The following is a 22,638-nucleotide window of genomic DNA, read 5'->3' on the forward strand; positions in this document are numbered from 1 at the left end:
GCCTCCAAAGGGGCCGCAGAAGGCCGTAAGTCAAGGAGAACGAGTGGATAGCGCTCAGTTACGGCCTTTGGAAGTCCTGTGGGAGGCCGTAACTCAGCAGGAACAGCAAGCTCTCATTGACTTACGGCCTCCGAAAGGCCCGCAGGAGACCGTAACTCAAGGAGAGTGGGCGGATAGCGCTCAGTTACGGCCTCCGGAAGGGCTGGCCCACCGGACTGTCCGTAGGCTCAGTCCTGCAACAACGGACCTCGCTGACGCGAGGGCTCAATCCGACCTTCGCTCGGTTATCACCTCGCTCAGGCTGACGCTACGCGAAGCCCACCGGGCTTCGCGCTTAACGCGTCAGCCCTTGACCGCGCCGATCATGACGCCCTTGTTGAAGTACTTCTGGAGGAAGGGGTAGAGGATGAGCAGCGGGAGGGTGGAGACGATGATCACACCATACTTGATCTGATCGGCGATCTGCTGCTGAGCAACCGCACTCACACCAGAACCGGTCGAACCAGTAGCAGCGGTTTGCGCACCGAGCAGAATCGACTGCAACACGTTCTGCAACGGATACTTCTCTTCCTTGTTCACGTAGATCAAGCCGGTGAAGTAATCGTTCCAGTGGCCGACGAAGTAGTACAGTGCAAGCACGGCGATAATCGCTGAAGACAGCGGCAAGACGATCTTCATGAAGTAACCGAAGTAGCCGATACCATCAATCTGAGCTGCATCGTGCAGGTCCTCAGGAATAGACGTGTCGAAGAACGAACGCGCGATAATAAGGTTCCACACAGACACTGCAGTCGGCAGGATGAACACCCACATCGAGTTGAGTAGGCCGAGGTCCTTGAACAGCAGGTAGTTCGGGATCATGCCGCCCGCGAAGTACATCGTGAACGTGAACAGGAACATGATCACACGGCGTCCCCACAGGTCCTTGCGAGATAGGGCGAACGCGGCCGGAATTGTCACGATCAGGTTGACGGCAGTACCAACAACCGAGTAAATAATCGTGTTCAGATAGCCTTGCCAGATACGATCATCAGCGAAAACTCGTTGATAACCAGCGGTAGTGATGCCCTTAGGCAAGAGAGTAACCTCACCACTACTGACCATCTGCGGATTCGAGAACGATGCGATCACGATGAACCACAACGGGTAAATCACCGCAATGACGACCAACGCAATAATAATCCACATGATGACGTCGACAATCCAATCGCCAACGCCCTTGGACTGCATTTTGTGCTTGTTCCACGGAATTTGACTGCCGTCGAGCTTCTCGGCGGGCATTGCTGTTGTTGCGCTCATAATAGAACCCTCCCCACCTTAGAAGATGCTCGTCTCGGTGACGCGCTTGGAAATGTAGTTCGCGGTGACCACGAAGATGAAGTTGATAATGGTGTTGAACAGACCGATAGCAGTACCGTAGCTGAACTGGAAGCCGATAATACCGATGCGGTAGGTGAACGTCGAGATAACCTCGGAAACCGGCAGGTTCATAGCGTTCTGCATCAGCCAGACCTTCTCAAAGCCGACGGCCAAGACAGAACCCATGTTCATAATCAACAGGACGATACAAGTCGGTAGAATCGTTGGAATATCAACGTAACGGATGAGCTGGAGTCGGCCGGCGCCATCCATCTTGGCAGCTTCGTACAGTGACGTGTCCACAGCAGAGAGTGCCGCAAGGTAGATGATGGCGTTCCATCCGCAGTGTTGCCAGACTTCAGTCAGCCAGTAAATCGGGGCGAACGCATTGGTAGATTCCATCAGAATCTGACCGGGGAACAGCTTACCGATCATGCCGGTGTTCGGATCGAGGAAAATGTTGATGAGCGAGACCATAACAACCGTCGAAATGAAGTGCGGCATGTAAGTAATGGTCTGCACGAAACCCTTGACGCCCTTGGAACCGATCTGGTTAATAAGCAGGGCGAGAACAATTGGGGCGAGGAAGCCGAGGACCAGCGTTCCGAGAGCGATCACAACAGTGTTGCGCATGATGTCCCAGAACTGTGGGGTTTCAAAGAACTGCTGGAAGTAAACCAGCCGTACTACTGTCCCCTTCTGAGACCGCGCCGGAACTTGACTCTATTGTCATGTCCTGTCTCGAAGGCACATTTACTGCAACGTCTTACCTTATCTCGCGCGGATGCCGCAAACTATTCTTCCTTGGAATAAACTATCTTCCTTACGAAGAAGCCTCGCTAAGCCCTAATACCGGCATTCAGCGCATGGCTGGATTTGAGCAAGCACTCCTGCGCAACCGTATCCAGCCCACAGCGCAACAATTCACGCTCTGCGATTGGACGACAGAAGATGGATATCGCAACATTATTGCCCTCATTGATCAAGGAGTTCAGTTCGACGGCGTCGTATGCACGAACGATGCACTTGCACTCGGCGCGATGCGCGGCATCCAAGATCGCGGCTTGCGTATCCCTGACGACGTGTCCGTAATCGGCTTCGATGGGATCAACGAGGGCGCGTTCAGCAATCCGACCTTAAGCACAATCGCATTCAACTTCGATGACATCGCACATCAAGCTATTGATACGATTTTGGCGCAGCTGAACAGCGACGACGAATTGCCGGCCGGCGAGCGCGAACCTAAGCGACTGATTGCCAACTATCGACTCGTGGTGCGCGAGTCGACGCGGTAGGGGTGGCTCCGTGCCGACACGCGACGATACACTGTGCAGTACAATATAGCGGCACTGACTTGCCACGAAAGGAGCACCGGCAATGGTTACTATGCGCGACATCGCCGCAGAAGCCGGCGTCTCCCAAGCCACTGTATCGTACGCGCTACGCAACGACCCCAGTATTTCCGCAGCCACGCGCGATAAAATACTCAAAGTCGCCGAAAAGCTCCACTACAGCGCTAACTTGTCTGCGCGAACCTTGCGCTCCGGCCGGTCGAACGCCATCGCACTCGTCGTACAGGATCTGCATAACCCATACTCAATGCACCTGTCGGACGCGGTTTCACAGTACGCATTCAGCCGTGGATATCAGATTCTTGTTCAGCAGACACAGTCCGCCACCGAAAACGAATCATCCGTACTGCAATATATTTCGAGCGCGATCTGTGACGGTGTGATCTTCAGCCCAACCAAACTACCCATCGCTGATGTGCACGCGAGACTCGCCGGCAAGCCAGCCGTGCTACTTAGTCCGCTCGAATATCACACTGGATATGACACGATGAGCGCACCGTGTGAGCAGGGAGCGTTTACGGCGACCTCGTACCTGCTGTCGCGCGGATGCCAGCGGCTACTGTTTTACTGTTCTGATTACGCCGATTATGACGATATTAAATGCGCGCGCGACTCTGGCTGGCAGCGCGTGGCCGGCTTCCAGCGAGCGTTACTACGCAATGGGATTGAGCCTACGCCGTCGCATTTCGTGCCGCATCGGTCATGGAACCGCGAGTCATCGTATGCGGCAATCGTTGACGTGGCGCGGCATTCTGGAGTGACGTTTGACGGCGTGGTCTGTGTGAACGATGAGTCAGCGATCGGCGTGATGCGTGGGTTGCTTGACTGCGGAGTGCGGATTCCTGAAGACGTGTCGGTAATCGGATTTGACGGGATTTTAGAGGGCAAGTTTTATACGCCGCCGCTGACGACTATCGCAATTGATTATGATGATTTCGCGCGGCAGACCGTGGACGCGCTGATCGCGCGCATTGAGGGTGATAAGTCGCCGGTGCGCGATATGACCGTTGCCACGCGCCTCGTGGTGCGCGAGTCCACGCGATAAGGACGTAGTGATCGCACGTCACCCCGTGTGCGTGGCAGAAAACGCTCGCTTAGGCTACCGTCAGCGAGCGTTTTCTGCCACGCACATATCCTAGTGGCGGTTTTCGCTCGCTGACGGTGGTCTCAGCGAGCGTTTTCTGCCACGCACACATCCTAGTGGCGGTTTTCGCTCGCTGACGGTAGCCTAAGCGAGCGTTTTCTGCCACGCACGTAAAAGGGCCTGCCATCCACGGGCACCCGACTATGCGCGATCGACGAGGTAGATGCGGGAGGCGAAATCGGGGCCGAGATCGGTGTCGTCGATGCCGACGTGCATGAGCTCACCGCCGGAACGTACCGCGTCAAACTTGCCATCCGTACTGGTCACATGGTAGCGAGCGTCCGTGTCCAAACCACGTAAATACAGACGCGACTTCGGCTTATTCGGCACGCCGAGAATCACATAGTCGCCGACGATCGCGTGCGCACGATCAGCCGACACGCTCATCCACGCCATGCGACGATGATCGAAAGGCGCAACCAAACGGTACAGATCACCGTTGTGCAACAGTTCAGCATGACTCTTAAAGAACGCAACCTGATCAGCGATCTCGGCCAAATCCTCCTGCGATGTCGACGTCAAATCCATCTCGTAACCGAACGTACCAAACATAGCGACATTCGCGCGCGTCGAAAGCGGCTCGCTGCGGCCAGTCTGATGATTCGGCGTAATCGAAACATGCGCACCCATCGTGGCAACCGGGAAGAAGAAACTCGTGCCATACTGAATCGACATGCGTTCGACCGCATCCGTGTCGTCGCTCGTCCAAATCTGCGGCGAATACGCGAGAATACCGTAGTCGAAACGCGAACCGCCGGACGCGCAACCCTCAATAATGAGGTCGGGGAACGAGGCAAACAGTCGCTCGTAGAGCGCATACACGCCCAAAATGTAGCGGTGCATAAGCTCGCCCTGATGTTCAGCGCCGCGCGTAGCGTCGAACGCTTCAGTGATGAACCGGTTCATATCCCACTTGATGTACGCCACGTTCGCGTTCGCAAGGATCGCGTGCATTTGGTCGTAAATATTGTCGACCACGTCCCGATTGGCGAAATTGAGCACGTACTGGTGACGGTACACCGACTGGATATGGCCGGGCGTGGCGATCGCCCAGTCGGGGTGTGCACGATACAGGTCGGAGTTTTTGTTGACCATTTCCGGCTCGAACCACAGGCCGAACTTCATGCCGAGATCGTTGATTTTGCTTGCGATACCGGCGATTCCTTGCGGCAAGCGGTCAGGGTTAGCAACCCAATCGCCGAGGCCAGCGTTGTCGGAGGTGCGCGCGCCGAACCAGCCATCGTCGAGCACGAACAGTTCGATGCCGGCTTGCTGTGCGAGCCGCGCGAGTTCGAGGAGTTTATCTTCGGTGAAGTCAAAATAGGTGGCTTCCCAGTTGTTGATCAGCACCGGGCGTTCACGGCGCGCCCATGTCGGACGCTGCAGATGATCGAGCACGATGCGGTGGAACGTTTGGCTGAGCGCGTTCAGGCCGTTGGCGGAGAAGCCGAGCAGCGCCTCCGGGGTCTGGAATGATTCGCCGGGTTCAAGATGCCATGCGAAGCCGAACGGGTTGATGCCGAGTTGCAGGCGAGTGGACTGATACGTATCAACTTCGGCGTGAAGATCGAAATTGCCGGAGTAGACGAACGTGAGTCCGAACGCTTCGCCAGCATCCTCGTTGGTTTCTGGCCGTGCGAATACGGCGGCCGGGCTGAAATACGGGCCTGATGCGCCGCGCAACGACTCGATCTGCTGAATACCTTGGTGCAGCGGCTGGCGGTGCGGTTCGCGTTCGCGCGCCCACGCGCCAGTGAATTCGATCATGTCCCAGTTTGCATCCGGCAGATCGAGATTAAAGCTAGCCGCGCGAGTGAGGGTGAGCGGCTGGTTGCCGTTATTGCGAATATGCGCACTGCGGGCGATAACCGGTTCATCGCGGAAAATTGTGTAGAACAGGCGGACGCTCAGGCCGGTCAGTTCGTCGGTCAGATCAATGGTGAGCGTGGTTGCAGCGTCTGACGCATCGTTGATCGTGCGACCGTCGGCGTTGACAGCGGCGAACGTAGACGGCATTCCCGGCAATGGTGACTTTCCGTCGTGTACTGCGTAGCCAGTGAATTTGAGATCGGTCAGGCGCGAGCCGTTCGACTGTGCGACTTCGATCGCCGGGTGACGATAATCACCGTGGCCAAACTCGGGATATTCAAAACGCTGATGTTCAGCGAAGCGTCCCTCATGTTCGTCGCTCGGCGTGGCTGATTGGACGCGGAAATGATCGTCAATGAGATAGCTGAAGTCGCTATCGGGCACTGCTGCGCCGGTGTACAGGTTGACAAGTTTGCCATCGACGACTTTGAGGACCATGCTGACCGTACCGTTGGTCAGGTGAAACTGCTGGAGATTATCGTTAACGATGATGGACATGGGCGCTCCCCCTTGATGAAAATACATGTCATGCTCGATTATGCCAGATAGGCGGGGTGAATGGGTAGCGAGGGTTTCTCTTTGGGGCGGCGTTAGTTGACTGAGGGGTAGTTCACACTCTTGGAGCGTTCCAAGGGTGTGAACTACCCCTCAGTCAGCTACGCTGACAGCTCGTCCTGCAATTAAAGACGCGCTTACGCGTGCGTTTTATTGGCTGACTTTGTCGGCGCCGGTGGCGACGCGGATCATCGCGTATTGCGACTCGTAGAGTCGGTAGTACGCACCCTTCTTCGCGAGCAGCTCGGCGTGCGAACCGTGCTCAACGATCTGACCGTGATCGATGTAGAAGATCTCATCCGCGTTCTCGATCGTCGACAAGCGGTGCGCAATAATGAAGCTCGTACGACCTTTCAGCAAGTGCTGCAAACCAGCTTGCAGCGCCTCCTCCGTACGCGTATCAATATTCGAGGTAGCCTCGTCGAGAATCAAAATACGCGGATCAGCAAGCAGTACGCGAGCGAACGCAATCAGCTGACGCTGACCAGCCGACAACGTCGAACCACGTTCCTCAACCACCGTGTCATATCCGTCAGGCAGTTCCATAATGAACTCGTGCGCATGCACAGCCTTCGCCGCCGCCTCAATCTCCTCGTCAGTCGCGTCCAATCGTCCGTAGCGAATGTTCTCGCGCACGTTACCGGAGAAGATGAACGTATCCTGCAACATCACGCCCATCTGACGACGCAACGATTCAAGCGTCACATCACGCACATCGTAGCCGTCGATCGTCACCGAGCCTTCCGACACATCGTAGAAACGAGACAGCAAGCTCACGATCGTCGTCTTACCGGCACCAGTTGGACCAACGAGCGCAATCGTCTGGCCTGGCTCAACATGGAAGTCGACGAGGTTCAGAATATTGCGACCGCCCTCCTCATACCGGAACACAACATCGTTGAAGTCAACCTTGCCGCGAATCTGCGGCAGATCAGCAGCATTAGGCTTGTTCTCGATCTCCGGGTGCACGTCGAGCGTCTCGAAAATACGCTCAAGATACGCCGAGCAGGTGATGAGCTGGTTGTAGAAGTTCGCGATGTTAATCACCGGGTTCCAGAAGTTGTTCGCGTAACCAACGAACGCAATCAGTACACCAGTGGTTACGCTCACACCGCCAAAATGCGTGACGCCAACAAAATAGATGAACGCAATCGTCATCATCGAAATCGTCGCCACGCCAGGCCACATGAGGAACTGAATGTGCACAGCCTTCATCCATGCGGCGCGCACATCGCCCTGCTGCTCTTGGAACGTATCAAACTGCGCCTTCTCCTGAGCGAACGTCTGCGTAGTCTTCACGCCTGCGATCGACTCGTGAATATACGCGTTCAGGTTGCTCTGCTTATTCGACAGCTTGCGATACGCGCGACGCTGGAAAATCTTGAGCACATACACCCAAACCATCAGCACCGGGAACAAAATCAAACTCCACAGCGCCAGTCGCCAGTCGATCACAAACATGACAATCAGCGTGATAATAAACGTGAACACGTCCGAAATCACGTTGATCAAACCACTCGACAGCGTATCCGACAGCGTGTTCACATAGTTGACCACGCGAATCAAAATCTTGCCGTGCGGGCGCGAATCAAAATAGCTGAACGGCAGCGTCTGAATATGCGTGAAAATATCACGACGCATATCCTTGAGCATCATCTGACCGACTCGCGTAATCGCCACCGTACGGTAACGCAAGCACAGCTCGTAAATAATGATCAGTGCAAAAAACAGCGCTGCGAGCATACCCAGCAGGCCGAGATCCTTGTTCGGAATCGCCTGATCGATCATGATCTTGGTCAGATACGGGACGACGACAATAATGCCGCTCATCGAAATAACAACGGCAAGAATGCGAGCCACCTTGCCGAAGTACGGTTGGAGATATTTGCCAACGCGCAGGATGTCGTGGAGGTTGATCGACTCCTCGAGTTCCTCATCCTCGCGGAAAGTATTGCGTTGTGCCATGATAAATGTGTTTTCCTATTCCCTGCAAAAACTTGCGGTTACGGACTATTACGCGATTTACTCGACTACTCGAATACTCGCGCGGATCAGTACCCTTGCGCGGCACCGGACTGCAGGCCGAGCTGCTTGTGATAGATATCCCAGTAACGGCCGTGCTGTGCGACAAGCTGCTCGTGCGTACCGCGTTCGACAATACGACCGTGCTCAAGGACGAGAATCAGATCGGAATCCTTCACCGACGAAATACGGTGCGCGATCGTGATAATCGTCTTGTTACCGTCCATCTCACGCAAGTGCTTCTGAATCTCAGCTTCAGTTTCCATGTCGACAGCCGACGTCGTGTCATCCATAATCAGAATGCTCGGGTCATCTGCAAGCGCGCGAGCCAAGCTCAGACGCTGCTTTTGACCACCAGACAAGCCGACACCGCGCTCGCCGACGACCGTGTTATAACCGTCTGGCATCGAACGGATGAAGCTATCCGCGCCGGCGATGCGAGCCATGCGCTGAATGTAACGCTCATCGTGAGCTGCGTCGTCGCCCGCACCGAAACCGATGTTGCTGCCGATCGTGTCGGAGAACAGGAACGTATCCTGCGCGACGATACACACTTGCGAGCGCAGCGTGGTCAACGGCCAATCGCGTGCGTCGATGCCGTCGATCAGCACATGGCCGACCGTCGGATCGTAGAAACGTGAGATCAGGCTGACGAGCGTGGACTTGCCGGCGCCCGTTTCGCCGAGGATGCCGAGCTTCGCACCGGCTGGAATGTAGAAGTCGATATCTTTGAGGATTGGCGTCTTCGGATCGTCGGGGAACGCGAAACTGACGTGTTCAAAACGGATTTCGCCGCTGATACGATCAGGCGCAATCGGGTGCGAGCCGCCAACCTGCTCAGCGATCGTCACCGCTTGCTCGACGGACTCCTTCGCGTCCGGCTTTTCAACGATACGAGACTGTGCAGTCAGGAGCTTGCGAATCTTAATACAACTCGCGTTGAACCGCTGCCAATCGTTAATCAACCAGCCAGACTGACGCACCGGGCCGTCGATCATCCACAGGAATGAGTTGAAACTCACGAGATTACCGAGCGTCATGTAGCCCTTGATCACGAGGAAACCACCGAGGCCGAGCGTGATCAACTGCAAGCTGAAGCCGAAACCATCCAGCCACGGCATGTAGCGACGCGAGTTGTACGCGAGCGCCATGTTGCGCTGCATGTAATCATCGTTGCGCTCGTCGAACTTTTCCGTCTCGTACGGCTCGCGCACGAACGCCTTGACCACGCGGTTGCCTTCGATATTCTCTTCGACCATCGAGTTGAGCGACGCGAGCGAGTTACGAATCGCGAAAAACAGCGGATGCGCGTGCGTAGACAGGCCGCGCGTAAGCAGGAAGATGAACGGCGTCACGCAAGACAGTGCGAGCGCGAGTCGCCAGTCAATCGAAAACATGACGACCAGCGCGCCGATAAACATGACCACACAGTCCGCAACCTGATAGCTCACCCAGCTCAATGCGTGACGGATGGCGTCCGTATCAGACGTCAAGCGGCTCATAATATCGCCGGTGCGCGTGTGATTAAAGTAAGTAAAGTCAAGCTCGTGCAGCTTCTCGTATTCGTCAGATACGAGTCGGTAGATAGAGTTCTGGCCGAAACGTTCCATCCACATTTGGTAGCCGTATCGTGAGGTTACGCGGATGATGGTCAGTATGATCATCAGCATGCAGAAATGGATGAGCCGCTCGGTGTGGCCTTGCGTGATGACTTGATCGACCAGCATACCGGTGATCAACGGAATGGTCAACGCCATCGTGTTGTTCACGCAGAACAGCACGATTGAGCCAGCTACGCGAGGCAGGTCAGGCTTGCAATAGGGCATAATCCACCTAAGATTGCCCTTGTCTTGATTCTTCGTCGGATCGACGTACATGTGAGGAAATCCCCCGCATTCTTGTCTTGTTTGCTTGTGGTATGGCATGGCGTTCTCCTCGCCATGCGCGACATTCGCTGCCGCCACGATTCACGTCCGTCGTGTTTCGAGCGTCCCGCTACCGGCGCTCTCTTCGCCGGCCGAAACCTCTGTTCGGATTCGCAAACGGTATATAAGCGTAGTCGAACCGTGGCAGGTTTCAAGCTGGGTGATTTGGCGTGTCGCCTTTGGGTTTTGGCGGTTTTATGCGGGTTTACGGGTGTTCGTCGGGCGTGCGGCGAGTGTTGTTTCGGCTCGTCGCGAAATGATCGGTGTTGCGCTCGTATGCGCACGGGTGTATGCGTACAGGCGCGTACGCACTGATGTATGCGCACTGATGTATGCGAGCGTAGTCATATGCTCGAGCCTTATATGTGCGTGGCAGAAAATGCTCACTGAGACACTCGTCAGTGAGCATTTTCTGCCACGAGCGATTCCTTTATCGGCTCCCCTTGCCAGGACAGCACCATTAAGCAAACAGCAGAGCTGTTTGTAGGTGCCCGATTGTTGACACGCAATCAGCCTACGTGACGCTCGAAGCGCTTGAAACCGAGAATCGCGTCGATCTGCTGGAGCGCGTCGGCCGGCAATTCCAGACCGGACGCGGCCACGTTCGACTCAAGCTGACTCGGCTTGCTCGCGCCGACGATCACCGAGCTGATCACCGGCAGACGCAGAATCCAAGCCAAAGCAAGCACCGACATCTTCACGCCCAGCTCATCAGCGATCTTGCTCAGCTGCTCAACCTTGTCGAGATTCTCGTCGGTGAGCAGATCATTGATCTGATGATCGGACTGCCACGTCGCGCGCGAACCAGCCGGCAGCGGCTGACCCTTACGATACTTGCCCGTCAGCAATCCCTGCGCAAGCGGAGAGAACGGGGTGATACCGATGCCGTAACGTTCGCAGGTTTCGATGATCTCATGCTCGATATAACGATCAACCATGTTGTACTGCGGCTGAACGACGGTCAGCGGATGCAGACCACGCTCGGAGATGATGCGCTCGGCGCGTTCGAGACGCGCGGCGCTCCACTCCTCGGACACGCCGTAGTACAGGATCTTGCCCTGATCGACGAGGTCGCTCAGCGCCTGCAGCGTTTCTTCGAGCGGGGTGGTCGTATCGAAACGGTGGCAGTAGTACAGGTCGATGTAGTCGGTGCCGAGGTTCTTCAAGCTGCGCTCGCAGTTGTTGAAGATGTGCTTACGGCTCAGGCCGCGGCCATTGACGCTCTTGCCGGTACCGAAGAAGACCTTGCTGGAGATGACGAGGTCTTCGCGATCATGCTTGGCGATAAACCGACCGAGGAAGCGCTCTGCGTCGCCGCCTGAGTATGCGTCGGCGCAGTCGTAGAAGTTGATGCCAGCGTCGAACGCGTCGTCGGCGATGGCCATTGCGTTGTCGACGGCTGCAGTGTCTTCGAGACGGGTCATCCAGCTACCAAGGGCGATCTCACTGACCTTGATGCCGGCCTTGCCCACGCTACGGTACTTCATTGTTACTCCTTAATGTATATGAATGTATATGAATGTATATGTCTTGTGCACGGTACTGTGTCGATGTTTACGCTAACAACACTAGAGGTTCAACCCCACTTGAACGCAACCCACGAAACGCCGATGTTTGGATGGGTGGGGCTAGATCTGTTTTTGGGCTTTTTTCCGATATCAGCCAGTACAAACGCTATTGTGGAGCACTACTGAACACAGCTGAACCCTAAGACACAGGAATGAAGAGGTTTCTGTGACATTCCGGCGGAAAGGCAGTATATTCCGCCGCAATATCACAGAAAACTGCCTGTTTGCGTGATTTTCCGGCGGAGGGTAAGCGGTTCTCCGCCGGAATATCACAGAAATAAGGTGCATATTGTGATTTTCCGGCGGAAGATCACATTCTTTCCGCCGGAATATCACATCTGAGCCCCTACTTTTGTGACATTCCGGCGGAAATAAGACAATGTCCGCCAGAATGTCACGCTTGCATAGTCACGCGATGAATTGTAACGAGTCAATTCCATCGCGTGACCAAACCACCACGCATCATCAAAGCGCGTGGCGGAAAACGCTCACTGAGGACACCGTAAGCGAGCAAAAACCGCCACGCACCAGCCACACAAACACGCAACCACACACCACACCAATACGAATGGCAGAAAACGCTCGCTGAGGGCACTCTCAGCGAGCGTTTTCTGCCACGCACGAACAACTGAAGCACACGGACAGCGGAGGCGCATGGTCGCACGGTACAATAAAAAACCTCCCGCGGTGCGAAAAGCACCGAACGGGAGGTTATACGCGGATCGCGGGCGCGCGCGGAATAAGGAGAGATAAGACACGCACGAACGCAATCGCATCCCGCCACTAGCCAGCCCGAATGTTCCCTAAACGGGCCGGCATGGCGGGAAGTTCAATTATGTAGGGAGATGCCAGCAGTAAATACACTGTCAACACAGGTTCATCCCGCGCGCTCCCCTCAGTCTCGCTACCGCGAGCCAGCTCCCCCTGTCAGAGGGAGCCGACAAGGTTAGCTCACTTCTGCCAGCCGATGTTCTCCCAGTGCTTGGTCTGGAAGCCAGCAGGACCGTAGTTGGCGAGGCCCTTCTTGACTGCGACGTAGCTCGGCGGAGTATCGGTCGGGATGGTGCCGTACAGCTCGAACGCTGCGGCCTCAGCCTTGTTACCAGCCTCAACAGCCTTGTCATTGTCTTCGATGGTGCCCGGAACCTTGGCGAGCTTATCGACGTCATCAGAACCGACCTGCGCGTAGTTGGACGGCGAGTCGGAACCATAGAGCTGGTAGATAGAAGTCTGGCCGAACGGGTTGGATGCAGACCAGCCCATAGCCATGACCTCATAGTTGTGCTTGGCCATATCGTCAGACCACTGCGAGGTAGGACGGTTATCAACCTTCACCTTGATGCCAGCCTTCTTCATCATAGCCTGATATGCAAGAGCCTTGGCCTTGGTGGTAGCGGAGTCGCCGTAGTAGACGTAGGAGATCTCGATGGCCTTGCCATCCTTGCCGTAGTAGCCGTCGTCATCCTTGGTGTAGCCAGCGGACTCAAGCGTCTTCTGAGCTGCGCTCACGTCGTACTTCTGAATATCAGCCGGCAGGTTGTTCTTGTAACCCTTCTGGAACTGCAGGAAGACCTCAGATCCCGGGCGCTCCGGATTCCAGTCCATGCCCGGATAAGCGACCTTGTTCCAAGTAGAGGAATCAAACGCTTGGCTGATAGCCTTACGCACGGCGATATCCTTCAGATCGCCAGCCTTAGCGTTGTAGGTAAACACGTAGGTAGCCAGCGAGTATCCCAGACGAAGCTGAGTATCCTTGACGGTACGCACAGCCTCGAGGTTGTCCTTGGAACCGGCGCCCACAGCGTCGATCTCGCCGTTCTTGAAGGCGTTGATCTCAGCAGTGTCTTCCATGTACTTGAAGGTGACCTTCTCCAGCTTCGGCTTGTCGCCCCACCACTTTTCGTTCGGCACAAACACGGTGCTGTCCTTGTCGGTGGACTCAACCTTGAACGGGCCGGCAGCCCACTCGTTGTGCGGGTTGTCAATCCAGCCAGAAGTGTAGGTCTTTGCATCCTCGGAGTTGTGGTTCAGCAGGGAGCTGAACAGTGCCTGATACGGGTAGTACGGCTCAGAGAACGTGACCACAGCCTGCTTGTCGCTGGTGCCAGCCTTGACGGAAGCGATCTTATCGTAGCCGTCGGTAGAAGCCGGCGTGTAGTTCTGATCGGAACCGTTGTTGGTCTTCCACGTGGTTTCGAAGTCCTTCCACGTGATGTCGGTACCGTCGTTCCACTTGGCCTTCGGGTTGATGTCGTAGGTCACGACCAGCGGATCAGAGCTGGTGACCTTGACGTCGGTCAGGTAATCCTTGTTCGGGGAAACCTGACCGTCAGCGGTGTAATCCCACAGAGACGGCATGTACATTGCCCAGTAGGTGTTCATGTACAGCGTGTTGCCGTCGGTGTTGAAGCTGTTCCAGTTGGCGGTGTAGGTGTTGCCCAGCGTCAGAGTGCCGCCATCCTTGATGTTGTCGCGATCTTGCGGGTTGTTGTAGACCTTGGTCGGGTCCGGAGTAGGCAGCGTGCCCTTCCAGTTGGCGATATCGATGCCCTCAGCCGGCTCTTCTGCGGTCGAGGCGGTGTTGGAACCACCGTTACCATTGTCGGAGTTGCTTGCACCGCAGCCAGACAGCAACATAGCAAGCGCCGACACGACAGCACCAGCAGCAAGCAGCCGCTTCTTCATCGTGTTATCCATTGTGTTTCCTCTCATTACTTCGCCGGTCACGTACTGCTCCCGGCTTTTTCGACCATAGGCGACACATCCGCCCGGGTTGTGTCGTGCGTGCCGTTATGACTCACACGACCTGTGCATCTGGCTGATCGATGAACCAGACACAAACTGGCCCCGACTCTATCCTTCCTGTGTTACCACAAATCGCACATGCAACGCATAAGCAATCGCGTCCCACAGAAATAGACATCGCCAAGTCTTGTGTTTATTCCTACCCCGTCTAGGTCTTTCGTGATACCACATGTCCACTTCGCGGAAAACCACACAATGTGACGTGATTCACGTTGGAGATTCCTTAAACGGGGCACGCTATTACGGTTGGTTTGATTCAGGCAGTAGCCACGAAATGACACGCTACCTGACGATCATCCACTCCAGCCCACTCGTGCAGCTTCGGCGGTTGCGTATCGCACATGCGACGCTGCTCTTCGCTCAATGTCAAACGCAGCGGGCAACGAGATGCGAACGGGCAACCTTCGATCTTTTCGGTTGGGCTAGGCAGTTCGCCTTGCAGCACAATACGATTGTGCGTACGTTCGTACTGCGGGTCCGGCACCGGCATAGCACTAAGCAGCGCCTCCGTGTACGGATGCAGCGGATGATCGAAGATATCATCAGTCGGTCCAAGTTCCACAATATGACCGAGATACATCACGGCCACACGGCTGGAAATATGGCGAATCACCGACAGATTATGCGCCACGAACAGGTAGGCAACGCCCAGCTTGTTCTGCAAATCCTCCAGCAAGTTGATCACACCAGCCTGAATCGACACATCCAGTGCCGACACCGGCTCGTCCAGCAGCACCAACTGCGGGTTGACTGCGAGCGCACGCGCGATAGCGATACGCTGGCGCTGACCGCCGGAGAACTGCGTTGGGAAGCGATCCACTTGATCAGGGTTCAACTCGACGAGCTTCATCAGCTCATCGATGCGCGTATTGATCTCGCTCTTGGACTTGTGCAGCACCTTGAGCGGCTCGGCGAGAATATCGTACACCGGAAGACGCGGGTCCAGCGAGCTCATCGGGTCCTGGAAGACGTACTGAACGTGACTATGCAGTTCAGCGCGCACCTTACGGCTCATCTTCTCGCCCACGTTCTGACCAAACAACGTGATCGAACCGCCTTCAGGCTTCTTCAAGTCCATGATCTCAAGCAACGTCGTAGACTTACCCGAACCGGACTCGCCTACCAGTGCGACTGTCTCGCCTTCGCGCACGTCCAACGTGACATCATCAACAGCCTTAACTACGCCGATCTTGCGGCGCAGGAAACCGCCCGACGTCAACGGGAACGTCTTCTTCAGATCCTTGACGTCAAGCACGACGCCACGCTGCTCGCGCGGCACGCCCTCGAATTTCGAGTGCACGCCCTGACCGACCTTGTACACGTCGAGGAACGTGAGCTTGCGATCGACGATCTCCTTGGAACGGTAGCAGGCCGCAACCTGACCGTCGCGGCCAGCGACCGGCAGCAGGTCCGGTTCTGCGGTACGGCAACGATCTTCAGCCATCGGGCAACGCGGCGCGAACGGGCAGCCCTTCGGCAGACTCACGAGATTGACCGGCGAGCCTGGAATCGGCACCAGTCGGTTGGACTTGGTCTTGTCCGGACGCGGAACCGCACCGAGCAGGCCCATCGTGTACGGCATGACCGGACGGTAGAAGATATCGTCAACCGAGCCCTTTTCGACCGGGCGGCCGGCGTACATGATGATGATCTCGTCAGCAATACCAGCGATCACGCCCAGATCGTGCGTGATAAAGATCAACGCAGCGCCGGTTTCTTTCTGTGCCTTACGCAGTACGTCGAGCACCTGCGCCTGAATCGTCACGTCGAGTGCGGTGGTCGGCTCATCGGCGATAATCACGTCAGGATTATTGGCAATAGCCATAGCGATAACCACGCGCTGACGCATACCGCCGGAGAACTCGTGCGGGTAAGACTTAAGTCGCTCCTCTGCGTTCGGAATACCGACCATCGTCAACAGTTCGATCGAACGCTTGCGCACATCCTCCGCACTCATCTGCGGATTGTGGATGGTCAGAGCCTCGGCCATTTGCTCGCCGATGCTGAACACTGGAGTCAGCGCGGACAGCGGGTCCTGGAAGACCATCGCGATACCGTTGCCGCGAATCTTACTCATTTCAGCGTCGGACTTGGTCAGCAGCTCCTCGCCGTGATATGTGATGGAACCTTCGACCTTAGCGTTCGAATCCAGCAAGCCCATGATCGACATGGACGTGACCGACTTACCAGAACCGGACTCGCCGATGATACCGAGCGTCTCGCCGCGGTGCAGCTGGAAGTTCATACCACGCACAGCGCGAACCGTACCAGCTTCAGACGCGAAGCTGACGCGCAAATCCTTGACTTCGAGTACGGGCGCGTTCGGGTCGCTCGGATCGTACGTGGACGTTGCGGTCTGAGTTTGCCGTGACGACTGGGCCGACTCGGCAGGTTTGGTTTTACGGAACATATTCATTACTTGTCTACCTTCTGTGCGGCCGTCATCACTGGGCTTTACCAGCGGAACGAGAGTACGGATCGATAGCATCGCGCAGACCGTCACCGATCAGCTGCACAGAGAACGTCAGCATGATCAGCACGATCGACGGGAAAATCAGCACCCACGGAGCAGTCAAAATCACCGACTGACCATCGTTCAGTAGCGTACCGAGCGAAGTATCAGGAGCCTTAATACCAAGGCCAAGGAAGCTCAGCGATGTTTCAGAACCAACGGCACCAACCACGCCGAGCACCGTGTTAATAATCAGTACTGAGCCAAGGTTCGGCACAAGGTGGCGCAGAATAATCGTGAACGAACCGACGCCCATGAACTTAGCCGCGCGCACATAATCAAGCTCTCGCAAACTCAACGTCAACGTTCGCAACACACGGGCATAACCAATCCAACCGAACACCACGAGACCGAAGATCAGCCAGATCCAGCCGCTCATACCAGACGACGAACGCACCATCATAGCGATGAGCAGGAAGGACGGCACCACGAGCAGCATATCGAGAAGCCACATGCCCACGCGCTCAAACCAGCCTTGGAAGAACGCGATCGACGTACCGATAATCGCAGCGAGAATCGTCGTACCGATCGAGCTGACAATACCGATAATCAGTGAACGACCAAGGCCATGCACGATCATCGCATACATATCAGAACCGCCAGAAGTGGTACCCAGCCAGTGATCAGCGTTCGGCGCAGATGCCAGTGCTGCGAAATCGATATCGTCGTAACGATACTTGCCCAGCTTCGAGCCGAACAGTGCGAAGAAGATGAGCACCAGCAACAGCACAAGACCAAACACGGCAGACGGGCGACGCATAAAACGACGCACGTACAGCGTCATGCGACCTGTGCGCTTGAACTCGCCCTCTTCCTTATTGGAATCAGAGATCGCTTCGCTCTCCTGCGCCAGCACAGAATCGGCAACAGCCTCATCTTTCGGATCGAGATCGAGATGAGCTTCCGCAGTTTCGGATTGATTGAGATTATCGTTTGCCATAATCGAATGCTTCCTTCCTTGGTGCGCCTTGGTGCGTCAGCTCAGGCGGATGCGCGGATCAAGCCATGCCGCGAGGATATCGGCAAGCAATGCGCCGGTCAGCGTGCACACGCCACCGAACGCGGCGATGCAGACTGAACCGTTGATATCGTTCGTGTTGATAGCCGTAACGAAGTAACGACCGAGGCCGTTGACAGCGAACACCGTTTCCGTGATGACCGCGCCGGTGAACACGCCGGTGATCGAGAATGCGACGTTCACAGTGGTGGGGATGAGGGAGGTGCGCAGTGCGTGCTTGCGGATGGCCTTGTTGAGCGTCAAGCCTTTAGCGCGAGCCGTGCGCACGTAGTCGGCGTTCATCGTGTCGAGCAGGTAGGTGCGCTGCGTGAGGTGGTAGCTGACAGTGCCCGGGATGGCCATGACGATCGTCGGCAAAATGATGTGCTGCAGGAAGTCAAGCAGCCACATGAGCGGATTCGAGCCTTGATATGACGACAATCCAGTGACGTAGAAGATACGCACGCCGACGCCGTTGTTGATAGCGATAGCAATAATCACTACGAACAAGCCGAGCACGGCAGCCGGGATGACGAGGAAGAAGGTCGCGAGCATGTTGAGCGTGCGATCCTGCCACTTGTACTGGCGGATGGCTGTGTACACGCCGATGCTCACGCCAGCGACAATGCCGATAATCGTGGCGAGCGTAACCAGTTCGACCGACGACCAAATACGCGAAGCGATAGCCGGGCCGACCGGCGACTGATCAGGAGCCAGACCCCAATCCCAGCGGGTGAAGATGCCCTTCAGCCAGCGGAAATAACGAAGAATCACCGGCGTCTGATCGTTGATGTTAGCCAGATCCAGCGAATGATTGATCGACTCAACCGGTGGATGCGGATGACGATCCATGTAGTTTGAACGCGGGTCCATGAATGCACTGGCGAGGAAATACGTCATCGACACTGCCACGAACAGCATGACGACATAATTCACGATGCGCTTGACGATGTATTTGAGCACCCTTCACCTCCAATAAAACTTATTAAGGATTAACCCAGCGAGATGACTAGGCAAAATAGAATCCACTATATGAGATGGGGTATTGACGTATCTTTGATTCAGATGTATTGCCAAATCGTTGCTACAAGGGCAATTGAACGGTATTAGACCCGTTTGTTAATTTTGTATTTCATAATCGTGGAGAACAAGCGTTCTACAATGCGACAAGGGTTCATCTCACGCATGACCATTCATGACCGGCTGACTGTCCCACCATATATCGCTCTATATAATCGCCATATATAAAGGAAGCATCATGGCAAATAACGTAGCCATCAAACCTGAGCTACTGACTAAGTACGCCGCCGACTTCAACGCCGACCGCGCCAACCTCATCGCCGCCGACGCAGCCGTATCCACCGGTGTGCTCAAAGCCGCCACCGACTATCGCGGTGCACGCGAACTGCCGCGCGACTTCTCCATCGAACTCAAGCAGGGCACGATCACCAATCAGGAGCACTCCGGACGTTGCTGGATGTTCGCTTCACTCAACACGCTGCGTTACGAACTTATGCATCGTTGGAATCTTGAGGATTTCGAGTTTTCCGAAACCTACCTGTTCTTCTGGGATGCGATGGAAAAGTCCAACACATATCTCGAAAACGTGCTCGCCACGCTCGATGAGCCGACCGACAGCCGCGTGTTCGAGGCTATCAACTGGGGGCCGTCTGACGATGGCGGCTGGTGGCAGATGTTCGCAGCTCTCGTGAACAAGTACGGTCTTATGCCCAAGAGCGCGTACCCTGAGTCTGCTAACTCGCGCGATTCTGAGGATTTCAAGCAGTATCTCAACTCGAAGCTGCACGCGTTTGCGGCTGAGCTGCGTCGTCGTCATGCTGCAGATGGCGCTTCGGCGGACGAGCTGCGCGCGGTGAAGGACGAGTATATGTCGGTTGTGTACCGCATCTGCGCGATTTCGCTTGGCGAGCCGCCGGCAACGTTCGATTGGTTTGTGCGGACGAAGGATGACGCGGACGAGAAGGAGAAGGGTGCGGGGAAGGACGCCGGATGCAAGTGCGGTAAGGATGCGGCTGAGTCCGATGCTGAAAAGTCCTGCAAGTGCAGCGGCGACAAGGCTGACGATAAGAAGCACTCCGGGATCGACGATCGTCCAGTCATTCGCGAAACCGGCATCACGCCGCTCGAGTTCTATAAGAAGTACGTGCCAGTCGACGTCAACGACTTCGCAACGCTCTGCAACTCCCCGATGGCCGCTACGCCGTTCGGCAAGCGCTATCGTATCAAGTACAGCGCGAACGTGGCTGAAGCTGGCGACATGGAGTTCGTCAACGTGCCGCTTGACGTGTTCAAGAAGGCTGCCGTGGATCAACTTACCGCCGGTCACCCGATTTGGTTCGCTTGCGATTGCACGCAATTCGCGCTGCGCAAGGGTGGTTTCTTCGACCAGTCCGTCGTGCGTGTTGACCGTCTGTTCGGTACTGATTTCCCGCTCGACAAGGCCGATGGGCTCGAATATGGCGACAGCCCAAGCAACCACGCGATGACGTTCACCGGCGTGAATCTCGATGCAGACGGCAAGCCGAACCGTTGGAAGGTTGAGAACAGCTGGGGCAAGGATAACGGCGTGGATGGCTACTACGTGATGTCCGACGCGTGGTTCGACCGCTTCGTCACCGAGCTCATTATTCGCAAGGAATACCTCGACGACGCTACGCGCACTCTACTCACCGCTGAACCGGTTGAACTCGAGCCGTGGCAGCCACTCACCAAGCGCTGCGCGTGATTCGCTGGCGGCTGCGGCAAAGCTGACTGAGGGGTAGTTCACAAACATATGCCAAAGTTGGTTTAACAGAGCCACATTCTTGCCACATTCTTGCCACACAACCGATTTTTAACGATTTTTGCGTTGTGTGGCAAGACGGCGTGCCACACAAGCTCGTTATAGCGGTAAAACGCTGTTACGTGGCAATGCTCGATTCAGCAAAACCGCGGAAATCCGCCATTCTTGAAAATGGGCCTGCTGTGGCTTCCAACACTGCCGTGCCACACAACGCAAAAAACGGCAATTTTTGCGTTGTGTGGCAGGAATTGACACGAGTTGACATAGCTATGTCCAGCACCCTGCGTCAGAAATTCATTTAAAGAGTTCGCGGCTCCCCTTGTCAGGGGAGCTGGCCGCGAAGCGGGCTGAGGCGTAGTCACACCACTGGAACGTTCAACCCGTGTAACTACCCCTCAGTCAGCTTCGCAGCCAGCTCGTCCTGCAAGTAAGGACTCGTTATGCGCGTGTCTCGCGGGCGATATCGGTGCCGCTTTCGGTATCATCCTCGGTGAACTGACGCACTTCAGTGATGTTGCCGTTTTCGTCACGTTGAACCACATACACTTCGTATGAGCACCAACCAGATACCCATTACTATGTTTGGTAGGTCCCGAATGGTCGGGGCCGGGTCGCCGGTTCCGGTATGACTTTCCTGCCCTGTTATTGATGATCCGGGGGGTGTTGTCGCCGGGAGCGGGGGCGTTCGCAGACCGCTGATAGGAACCAGGCCGGCCGTATGGACGCTTCGGGACGCATGGCGCAGGTCTCTTCGTAATGTGGATGCGGCGCGGGCGTCCGGACCTTCTTGCAGGGTCCACGGCGGCCGGAAACCTTCATGACGGGAGGGATGACGATGACTCCGGACGACATCGACGTGTGGGTCGGACTGGACGTGGGCAAGAGCGCGCACCACGCGCACGCCCTCGACCACGACGGCAACACCCTGTACGACAAGCCACTCAAACAGGACGAGAAGGCCATCCGCACGATGCTGGAGAAGCTCTCCAGACGCGGGCGCGTGCTGCTGGTCGTCGACCAGCCCAACACCATCGGCTCCCTGCCGCTGACCGTGGCCCGGAGCATGGGCGTACAGGTCGCCTACCTGCCCGGCACCGCGATGCGCAGGACCGCGCAATTGCTGCCCGGAACCGCGAAGACCGACCGGAGGGACGCGTACGTGATCGCATGGGCCGCGCTCAAAATCCCCGAAAGCCTCAGGGACGCAGGACCGGACGACGAGACCCTCGCCGCCCTGAAGATCCTCGCGGGCCACGACGAGGACCTCGCCCACGAATCCACCCGCCACATCAACCGGCTACGCAGCCTGCTCCTGCAGACCCACCCCGCATTCGAACGCGTCCTGAAGGGCGAACGCGTCACCCGCGACGCGACCCTCGCCCTGCTCGAACGCTACGGAGGCCCCATGGGCATGCGCGAGGCTGGCATCGAACAGGTCAGACGATGGGCCAAGGACAAGGGGATACGTGCCGAACGCATCATCGACGACATGTTCAAGGCCATCGGTGAACAGACCGTTACCGTACCCGGCACCGACATGGCCGAGACCATCATCCCCTCGATCGCCCGCGACATCAAACAGATCAAGGACCGGCGCCGCAACCTCGCCTCGCAGGTCGAGGAGCTCCTCAACGATCACCCTCTTCTCACGGTCCTGACGTCGATGCCCGGGATAGGCGCCAGGACCGCAAGCAACATCCTCCTCGCAATCGGCGGGAACATCTCGA

Annotated in this window: 12 protein-coding genes and 3 pseudogenes; 4 read left to right on the forward strand and 11 right to left on the reverse strand. The window is 56.2% G+C overall.

What is annotated here, in order from left to right; translation table 11 throughout:
* Positions 1-342: 342 nt before the first annotated feature.
* Together BHAP_RS09135 and BHAP_RS09140 are read right to left on the reverse strand one after the other, a co-directional pair.
* Positions 343-1,299, reverse strand: a complete 957-nt coding sequence (locus BHAP_RS09135) for a carbohydrate ABC transporter permease (protein ID WP_094730394.1) — start codon at positions 1,297-1,299, stop codon at positions 343-345.
* Positions 1,300-1,317: 18 nt separating this feature from the next.
* Positions 1,318-2,040 (reverse strand): annotated as a pseudogene (locus BHAP_RS09140) (ABC transporter permease); the annotation flags it as partial.
* 50 nt (positions 2,041-2,090) lie between these two features.
* Between BHAP_RS09140 and BHAP_RS09145 the strand changes: the two are divergent.
* Positions 2,091-2,654 carry a LacI family DNA-binding transcriptional regulator gene (locus tag BHAP_RS09145; protein ID WP_244569378.1) on the forward strand — a complete coding sequence of 188 codons (564 nt, stop codon included), beginning with the start codon at positions 2,091-2,093 and terminating at the stop codon, positions 2,652-2,654.
* 82 nt (positions 2,655-2,736) lie between these two features.
* Complete coding sequence (locus BHAP_RS09150) at positions 2,737-3,756, forward strand: LacI family DNA-binding transcriptional regulator (protein WP_094730397.1); 1,020 nt, start codon at positions 2,737-2,739, stop codon at positions 3,754-3,756.
* Positions 3,757-3,996: 240 nt separating this feature from the next.
* Here the strand turns inward: BHAP_RS09150 and BHAP_RS09155 are convergent, their stop codons facing one another.
* From BHAP_RS09155 to BHAP_RS09195, 9 genes and pseudogenes are all read right to left on the reverse strand, one after another.
* Positions 3,997-6,222 carry an alpha-galactosidase gene (locus tag BHAP_RS09155; protein ID WP_244569379.1) on the reverse strand — a complete coding sequence of 742 codons (2,226 nt, stop codon included), beginning with the start codon at positions 6,220-6,222 and terminating at the stop codon, positions 3,997-3,999.
* 207 nt (positions 6,223-6,429) lie between these two features.
* Entirely contained in the window at positions 6,430-8,244 is a 1,815-nt protein-coding gene (locus BHAP_RS09160) for an ABC transporter ATP-binding protein (RefSeq protein ID WP_094730399.1), read from the reverse strand.
* An 86-nt stretch (positions 8,245-8,330) separates the two neighbouring features.
* Positions 8,331-9,110 (reverse strand): annotated as a pseudogene (locus tag BHAP_RS12165) (ABC transporter ATP-binding protein); the annotation flags it as partial.
* 21 nt (positions 9,111-9,131) lie between these two features.
* A pseudogene (locus BHAP_RS12170) lies at positions 9,132-10,178 on the reverse strand (ABC transporter transmembrane domain-containing protein); the annotation flags it as partial.
* A gap of 557 nt (positions 10,179-10,735) precedes the next feature.
* Positions 10,736-11,713 carry an aldo/keto reductase family protein gene (locus BHAP_RS09175; RefSeq protein ID WP_094730401.1) on the reverse strand — a complete coding sequence of 326 codons (978 nt, stop codon included), beginning with the start codon at positions 11,711-11,713 and terminating at the stop codon, positions 10,736-10,738.
* Positions 11,714-12,745: 1,032 nt separating this feature from the next.
* Positions 12,746-14,491 (reverse strand): ABC transporter family substrate-binding protein, encoded by a 1,746-nt coding sequence (locus tag BHAP_RS09180; RefSeq protein WP_094730402.1) that lies wholly within the window; start codon positions 14,489-14,491, stop codon positions 12,746-12,748.
* A 364-nt stretch (positions 14,492-14,855) separates the two neighbouring features.
* Complete coding sequence (locus tag BHAP_RS09185) at positions 14,856-17,015, reverse strand: dipeptide ABC transporter ATP-binding protein (RefSeq protein WP_169713199.1); 2,160 nt, start codon at positions 17,013-17,015, stop codon at positions 14,856-14,858.
* Between the two features lie 28 nt (positions 17,016-17,043).
* Positions 17,044-18,051: an ABC transporter permease gene (locus BHAP_RS09190; protein ID WP_094730403.1), complete on the reverse strand. Its 1,008-nt coding sequence runs from the start codon at positions 18,049-18,051 to the stop codon at positions 17,044-17,046.
* A 36-nt stretch (positions 18,052-18,087) separates the two neighbouring features.
* A complete protein-coding gene (locus BHAP_RS09195) occupies positions 18,088-19,071 on the reverse strand; it encodes an ABC transporter permease (RefSeq protein ID WP_169713200.1) in 984 nt (327 codons plus the stop codon).
* 295 nt (positions 19,072-19,366) lie between these two features.
* Between BHAP_RS09195 and BHAP_RS09200 the strand changes: the two genes are divergently transcribed.
* Together BHAP_RS09200 and BHAP_RS09205 are read left to right on the forward strand one after the other, a co-directional pair.
* The gene (locus tag BHAP_RS09200; protein ID WP_094730404.1) at positions 19,367-20,854 is read left to right on the forward strand and encodes a C1 family peptidase; all 1,488 of its coding nucleotides are present in this window, start codon (positions 19,367-19,369) and stop codon (positions 20,852-20,854) included.
* 892 nt (positions 20,855-21,746) lie between these two features.
* Positions 21,747-22,638: IS110 family transposase (locus tag BHAP_RS09205; RefSeq protein ID WP_094730411.1), on the forward strand; the 892-nt coding region annotated here is incomplete at its 3' end.

This window comes from Bifidobacterium hapali (assembly GCF_002259755.1).
In the GTDB taxonomy this organism is placed as follows: Bacteria; Actinomycetota; Actinomycetes; order Actinomycetales; family Bifidobacteriaceae; genus Bifidobacterium; species Bifidobacterium hapali.

Bases quoted from the DNA above. Each gene is read 5' to 3' on its own strand.
- BHAP_RS09135 (WP_094730394.1), bottom strand. From the start codon at position 1,299: ATGAGCGCAACAACAGCAATGCCCGCCGAGAAGCTCGACGGCAGTCAA.
- BHAP_RS09145 (WP_244569378.1), top strand. From the start codon at position 2,091: ATGTCCTGTCTCGAAGGCACATTTACTGCAACGTCTTACCTTATCTCG.
- BHAP_RS09150 (WP_094730397.1), top strand. From the start codon at position 2,737: ATGGTTACTATGCGCGACATCGCCGCAGAAGCCGGCGTCTCCCAAGCC.
- BHAP_RS09155 (WP_244569379.1), bottom strand. From the start codon at position 6,222: ATGTCCATCATCGTTAACGATAATCTCCAGCAGTTTCACCTGACCAAC.
- BHAP_RS09160 (WP_094730399.1), bottom strand. From the start codon at position 8,244: ATGGCACAACGCAATACTTTCCGCGAGGATGAGGAACTCGAGGAGTCG.
- BHAP_RS09175 (WP_094730401.1), bottom strand. From the start codon at position 11,713: ATGAAGTACCGTAGCGTGGGCAAGGCCGGCATCAAGGTCAGTGAGATC.
- BHAP_RS09180 (WP_094730402.1), bottom strand. From the start codon at position 14,491: ATGGATAACACGATGAAGAAGCGGCTGCTTGCTGCTGGTGCTGTCGTG.
- BHAP_RS09185 (WP_169713199.1), bottom strand. From the start codon at position 17,015: ATGAATATGTTCCGTAAAACCAAACCTGCCGAGTCGGCCCAGTCGTCA.
- BHAP_RS09190 (WP_094730403.1), bottom strand. From the start codon at position 18,051: ATGGCAAACGATAATCTCAATCAATCCGAAACTGCGGAAGCTCATCTC.
- BHAP_RS09200 (WP_094730404.1), top strand. From the start codon at position 19,367: ATGGCAAATAACGTAGCCATCAAACCTGAGCTACTGACTAAGTACGCC.